This window comes from Ethanoligenens sp. (assembly GCF_047718355.1).
Classification (GTDB): Bacteria; Bacillota; Clostridia; order Oscillospirales; family Ethanoligenentaceae; genus Ethanoligenens.
On sequence record NZ_JBDNLG010000125.1, the window covers coordinates 1 to 5955 of the forward strand.

A 5955-nucleotide genomic window follows, 5' to 3' on the forward strand; every position below is an offset into this window, starting at 1 on the left:
GAATGGTAACGTTATGGGAGTGTTCTCCATAACTTCCTTATGGTGCCCTACCTTTTTCCTGATGCCGTTCAAAAGATTGAGACTGTTCTCTTTCAAGTTCCATCTCTCGGTCAAATTCACGCTGGAGCTGGGCGACACGGCGGTTATAGTCATTTGTTAGCCGTCTTACAGCAGACAGTGCTTTCACCGGGATAATGCTGGTCTGCCGTTGTACTTGAGGGCGGGTGCGCGGTCGATTGATATAATTGATCGCTTTTTTAGCGTACTCATTGCCCTGGGCGGCAGATTTTCGAAACCACTCAAGCGCCAGCCCCCGCTTTCCCTCCGAAAGCTCATATCGGCCGAGCGCGTATTGTGCAAAGGGATTGTTCTGTTCGGCAGATGCATGGAGATAGCCTAAGCCTTTATGCACGTCCTTTGACACCTCCTTTCCATCAAGATGCAGCACGCCGAGGGCATATTGTGCATACTGGTTTCCTTTCGCGGCGGAGGCATCCAGATAGCCGATGGCTTTATCAACATCCTTTGGGACATCCTCGCCGGTGAGATACAGACGGCCGAGGGCATATTGCGCAAACTGGTTTCCCTGCGCGGCGGAGGCATCCAAATAGCTCACAGCTTTGTCAACATCCTTCGGGACATCCTCGCTGGTGAGGTACAGGCGGCCGAGTGCGTACTGTGCATACTCTTGTCCCTTGCCAGCAGCCAAATCCAAATAAACGACTGCCGCTTTTGCATCTTTTGGACACCCCTCGCCGACAAGCAACATCATACCGAGCCGATATTCTGTTGCTGGAGCCGGTTCTTCTTTTTCCCCCTTCTGGTATGCCTCAAAGGCTATTTTGAAGTACTTTTGCGCGGCCCGCTCATCCTTTTCGGTACCAATACCGTCGCGATACAGCTGCCCTGTGGTGTAGGCTGCATGGGGATGATCGTTGTCAGCGGCAGATTGGATATGCCGGAACGCCTGCTTTTCATCTTTTGCAACGACATCGCCTTTGAGATACATTTTACCAAGCATGTACTGCGCGGAAGGGTGTTCTTTTTCACAGGCAGCGTTTAAATAAGCGACTGCCTGTTCGGGATTTCTTTCGCAGCCTTCGCCAGCCAGAAGCATGGTGGCCAGTCTGTATTCCAGATTAGCATCGGGTGTTTCATTTTCCGCCGCGGTGAAGCTCTGGAACGCCCTAGTAAAGTGTTTGTCGGCCTGCTCCGCGCTTTTCTCGGTACCAATACCGTCCCGATACATCTTTGCGGCGGTATAGGCGGCGTAGGGATTATTATCTGCAATTGATGTAAAGCAGATAAGCGCAGCTTTGCTATTTTGCTTGATGACTTTGCCGTCTGCCAGCAGCTTGCCAAGAGTGTACCGGGCATACGGGTTTTGTTGGGCAGCGGATTTTTTCAGCCACATGATGGCCTGTTTTACCTTCGTAATGTCTTGACTGGCCAGATAGATCCGTGCAAGTGCGTATTGTGCGTTTGGATTTTTAAGTTTCGCGGATTTTTCGTAATACCGGACGGCGTCATCAGGGTCTTTTGTGGTTCCGGTACCGGTCTCCAGCATTTTCCCGAGACGGTATTGGATTTTATCATCGGGGTTTTTCTCTTCGATTTTCACAAATCCATCAAACGCCTGTTGAAAGAAGCGCTCACTTTCGGAGACATTTGGAGCCGTGCCGATCCCGTCATGATACATTTCGCCGAGTTCATACGCAGCGAACGCATTGCCTTGTTCCGCTGCGGCTTCGTAGTATTCAAGCGCTGTTTCAAAATTTTGTTCCACACCCTGGCCACGATAGCACATCCCGCCCAAAGAGTACTGCGCAAACTGGTTGCCCTGGGCGGCAGATTTTTCAAACCACTCTGCGGCTGTCACGTCGTTTGGCTCCGTGCCTTTCCCAAACCGGTACATTTTCCCGATACGGTACTGTAGGTAAGCATCGTGACCGTTTTCTTCGACTGCCAGCAGTGCTGACAGTCCCTCTGTGTAATATCGGGCGGCCATGTCCGGATCAGGATCGATGCCAAGGCCACTTTCATAAATACGACCAACGTCGCACATGGCAAATGCGTTACCTTTTTCCGCTTCTTCTTTGAGCAGCGAAAGCGCGGTGGAAAAATCCTGCTCTACCTTTTTTGAACCATACAGGTAAGCCCGCGCGGCCTTGTATTCATCCGTCCAAAAGATATTGGCACCTTGTTTGAGATATTCTTTCGCCTTTTTAGCGTCAGCTGGTGTGCCAATACCGTCTCGGTACATCCTCCCAAGCATATACGCTGCCGGCTGATCACCAAGATTGGCAGCAGCTCTCATATATGCAAATGCAGTCTCATTATCACCTAAGGATTGATACAACAGCCCTAATTGTGTTGTTGCTTTTGCATGACCATTGTCAGCTGCCTTTTCGAGATAGTTTAATCCCTTATCAAAATCAGTTATACCGGATGAAACAAGTTGTTTTCCGAGCAGGTACATAGACTGAGCATGGCCGAGGTATGATGCCGCTTGCAGATATTCCTGATATTTTTGGTCATCCTGTGGGACACCCTCACCTTTTTCATACATTGTGGCCACACGGTAATTGGCATAGGCATCGCCGTTTTGAGCCTGCTCAAGGAGGCCATGAAAGGCTTTGTAAAAATAATCATCCGCGAGGAAATCACTTTTTTCAGTGCCGACACCGTCACGGTACATTTGCGCCAATTTGTACTGCGCAACGGGGCTTCCGCGACTGGCAGAATCTTTTATAGCCTGAAAGGCCAGTGCAGGGGCTTTTTCCACACCACGGCCATACAAAGCACGTATGCCCAAATCATACTGTGCTTTAGCATCACCGTGTTCCGCACGGGTTATAAGCCGGTCAATTTCATCGGGGATTTCTGCCGGTGGATCTGGAGCATAACCAATGTCGGGCGGCCCATCAGGCTCTGGCGGTATATCCATTTCATCCGATAAGGGTGGATTATCTGACATTTCACTTTTTCCCCCTTTTGGTCGGCCTGACTGCCAGGTTTCGCCCTCTGTCGGGGAGGGGTGGGCATGATCCATGACGTGTGCTTCCTCATCCACAGGAGGCAATGACGAGTCTGACAAATCATCCGTTTCACTTTTTCCCCCTTCTGGTCCGCCGGGCAGGCCGTTTTCGCGCCCTTCTTCAAGGGGCATATCGCGTTTCAATTCCTTTGCTTCCGCAAGCAGTTGATTTCCAGCTCGGGAATAGAAGTCCACCAGTTTGTTGTCCATCATCTCCTGCGCACGGTCGTGTTTTCCGGTACCATAAACATCCTGCACGTCCTGCCGATATTCCTCCAGCAGATCAAGTGCGTCAGCGTATTTTGCGGAGAGTTCCGGGTTGCTGCGGATGATCGTATCGACGCAATGGTCAATTTTCACCCGATACGAGGCCATGCTTGGACGGTTATATTGCCAGGCGCAATCCGCTGGTAGCAGACAGGCAAGGGCAGTCAGCTCGTTTCCGGCTTCCAGCGCTTCAGTGCGCAGCTCCACAGCTGTATCGCCGATGCTGTGAGGTAACTCTTTGTGCAGATAATCTGATAGCCTAATGAGCTTTTCGTCGCCCATGAGCATGTTGGCCACGCGCGATTTCATCTTGTCGATTGCCTTTTCCGGCAGTATGTCGCGTGGTGATTTCGTTTTTTCGATTTCCGAAATAGCAATGTGGACATGGATGTTGTCCGTATTGGTATGGATGGCACCTGTCCAGATAGTGTTGCGCTCATCAAGGTGGCTTTTGGCAATGAGATCGGACACTGCAAGGCGGGTCATTTCTTTAATATCGTGCAATCCATCTTCGGATGAGAAGTCAACGCCATGGGCGCGTAAATAATCGTTGTCGAAGGAAATAACCGTTTGGTATAGGCAGGAATCGGCCGCCTGCGCGGCGTTGAACATCTCAGAATAGTCGCGTTTGTCCCTAGCTTCCAGCAAATCCGTATTTGCATCAAAGAGGCCGTCTGTTTTTTCATTGTTGCCCATATACCCGCCCACATCTTGTAGCAGATTACTGTCATGATAGAGTTTATCGTCCAGATGCTTTTCCTCGTCGAATGCTTCCGGTCGCCCCATATAACCTACGGCGTAGTCACTGTAAGCACCCTTAGCGTTTTTCGCCTGAACAAAACGATGGACGGTAACGACGCCGGGGGTATCACTCATTTTGCATCGCCCTTTCATTTAAAAAATGCGCAAAAAAGAAAGCCCCCAAATGGGACTTTCAAGATGATTTTTTCAGCAGTTATTGTTTGGGGAGGTTAAGTTGATCTTTCAATGCGTCCTGTAATATGCCAGAAAAGTTAAGATGCTTTTCCTCTGCCATTGTGTTGAGCCATGATGGAATGGTAAGCGTTTTTTTAACCGCTTTCGTATCATGCCGACGTGTGTAAGCGAGTTGATCAAATTCAACCAGCACGACAAAATCGTCCTTTTCGTGTTTGATGTTTTGCGGGGAAGATGCAATAGGCGCAGCCGTTCTGTTTTCCAGCATGTCCGTAATGCACAGCCCGATTGCGTCGGTAATCATTTCGTAAGCTTCTTCGAGGCTGTCACCTTCGGACACGCATCCATAGAGATCAGGAACCGTAACGGAATAGCCTACATCCTCAGGATGAAATATTGCAGGGTAAAAAAGCTTGGACATAATGTCCTCCAATCGCATAGCAGGTTATTTAAGACCAGCCTGTTTCAAAATGCTGCTTTCAGTACCGGGTTTAAGGGGCTTGTTGTGGTATGGAACGGTCGTTTGCTTACCCGTCGCTGGGTTACGATACATTCGGTGCGAGCCGTTTGACCGGACATATTCAAACCCATTCTGTTGCAGATATTTTATCATTTCTTTCGGTGTTCTCGGCATGGGTAAGCCCCCCTTTTCGATATATCAATTATAGCACGTATTACACGTATTGTAAAGATATATTTTGCTATTTATCCCACTTTCGGGTCGTATTCTTCAAACCCATTTTTTGCAGTGCCCAGAGGATTGCATTTCGGCTTTATTACCTGTTTCATTCAAAAAATGTGCAAAAAAGAAAGCCCCGTAATTGGTCTTTCTAAATATAGATATCGTCTTATTGTGGAGAATCAATATGCAAATATTCTTTTAATCCCTCTTGAAGAATTTGAGAAAACGGGGCGTTGGCTTTCTCGGCTTTTACGTTAAGCCACAACGGGATAGACAGTGTTTTTTTGACAGCGCGTGTATCATTTTCTCTACGATAACGGTCGGTATCCGCGAGGATGAGACTAGTAAATGAACCAGAAGCACAGGACACATTTTCAATTGTATGTGCAGGTGGAACTGCCTCTTTTTGGTTTTCCGCGTCCCACAGCCACATTTCCACGGCATCCTTTGCCATATCCAATGCATCGGGTAAGTCGTCGCCAAAAGTGATACAGCCGGGCAAATCAGGGACTTTTACTTGATAACCATCTGGGGTTTGGGTAAAGATTGCGGGATATGCATATTTCAAATACAATCTCTCCTTTCGGCTTCTTATTATAGCTATTTAAGGGGCAAGAAAAAGGGCTATTTCAGCGCCGCTTCCCGAAGAATTGCGTTTGCAGTACCTGATGCGAAATCTCCTTTGTGGCGTGGTATTGGAATCTTCACACCGGGATAGTTGAGATTGTCAACTGCCATGCTATGGCGTGTACCTTCTATGATGGTCCAGCCGGCATCTTTCAACCTTTTTTTGACTTCCCGCTCTGTCAATAACCTCACCCCTCACTTAATATTATATACGTATTATTACGTATTTTCAAGAAAAACTTATCTTTTCATAAGCATAAGGTTCAGAAAATTGTGAGCGTCACTTCACAAACCAATTTTCATCATTCTCCTCACAAACACTAATGCCATTGCGAGTAATTGTAATTTGCAAATTCAACGGGCCAACAATACGCTGGCAGGTATTTAGTGACAAACAGCCTACACC

Annotated in this window: 5 protein-coding genes; all 5 read right to left on the reverse strand. The window is 48.2% G+C overall.

All coding sequences use genetic code 11. The features are described from left to right. Positions 1 to 37 precede the first annotated feature (37 nt). Positions 38 to 4180 carry a MobP2 family relaxase gene (gene mobP2 / locus ABF463_RS13575; RefSeq protein ID WP_415534421.1) on the reverse strand — a complete coding sequence of 1381 codons (4143 nt, stop codon included), beginning with the start codon at positions 4178 to 4180 and terminating at the stop codon, positions 38 to 40. 79 nt (positions 4181 to 4259) lie between these two features. Beyond that, entirely contained in the window at positions 4260 to 4661 is a 402-nt protein-coding gene (locus tag ABF463_RS13580) for a type II toxin-antitoxin system HicB family antitoxin (RefSeq protein ID WP_415534423.1), read from the reverse strand. Positions 4662 to 4685: 24 nt separating this feature from the next. Then, the gene (locus ABF463_RS13585; protein ID WP_415534425.1) at positions 4686 to 4874 is read right to left on the reverse strand and encodes a type II toxin-antitoxin system HicA family toxin; all 189 of its coding nucleotides are present in this window, start codon (positions 4872 to 4874) and stop codon (positions 4686 to 4688) included. Positions 4875 to 5088: 214 nt separating this feature from the next. After that, positions 5089 to 5490 carry a type II toxin-antitoxin system HicB family antitoxin gene (locus ABF463_RS13590; RefSeq protein ID WP_415534427.1) on the reverse strand — a complete coding sequence of 134 codons (402 nt, stop codon included), beginning with the start codon at positions 5488 to 5490 and terminating at the stop codon, positions 5089 to 5091. Positions 5491 to 5546: 56 nt separating this feature from the next. Then, positions 5547 to 5732, reverse strand: coding sequence for a type II toxin-antitoxin system HicA family toxin (locus ABF463_RS13595; protein ID WP_415534429.1), 186 nt, complete (start codon positions 5730 to 5732; stop codon positions 5547 to 5549). Positions 5733 to 5955: the final 223 nt, after the last annotated feature.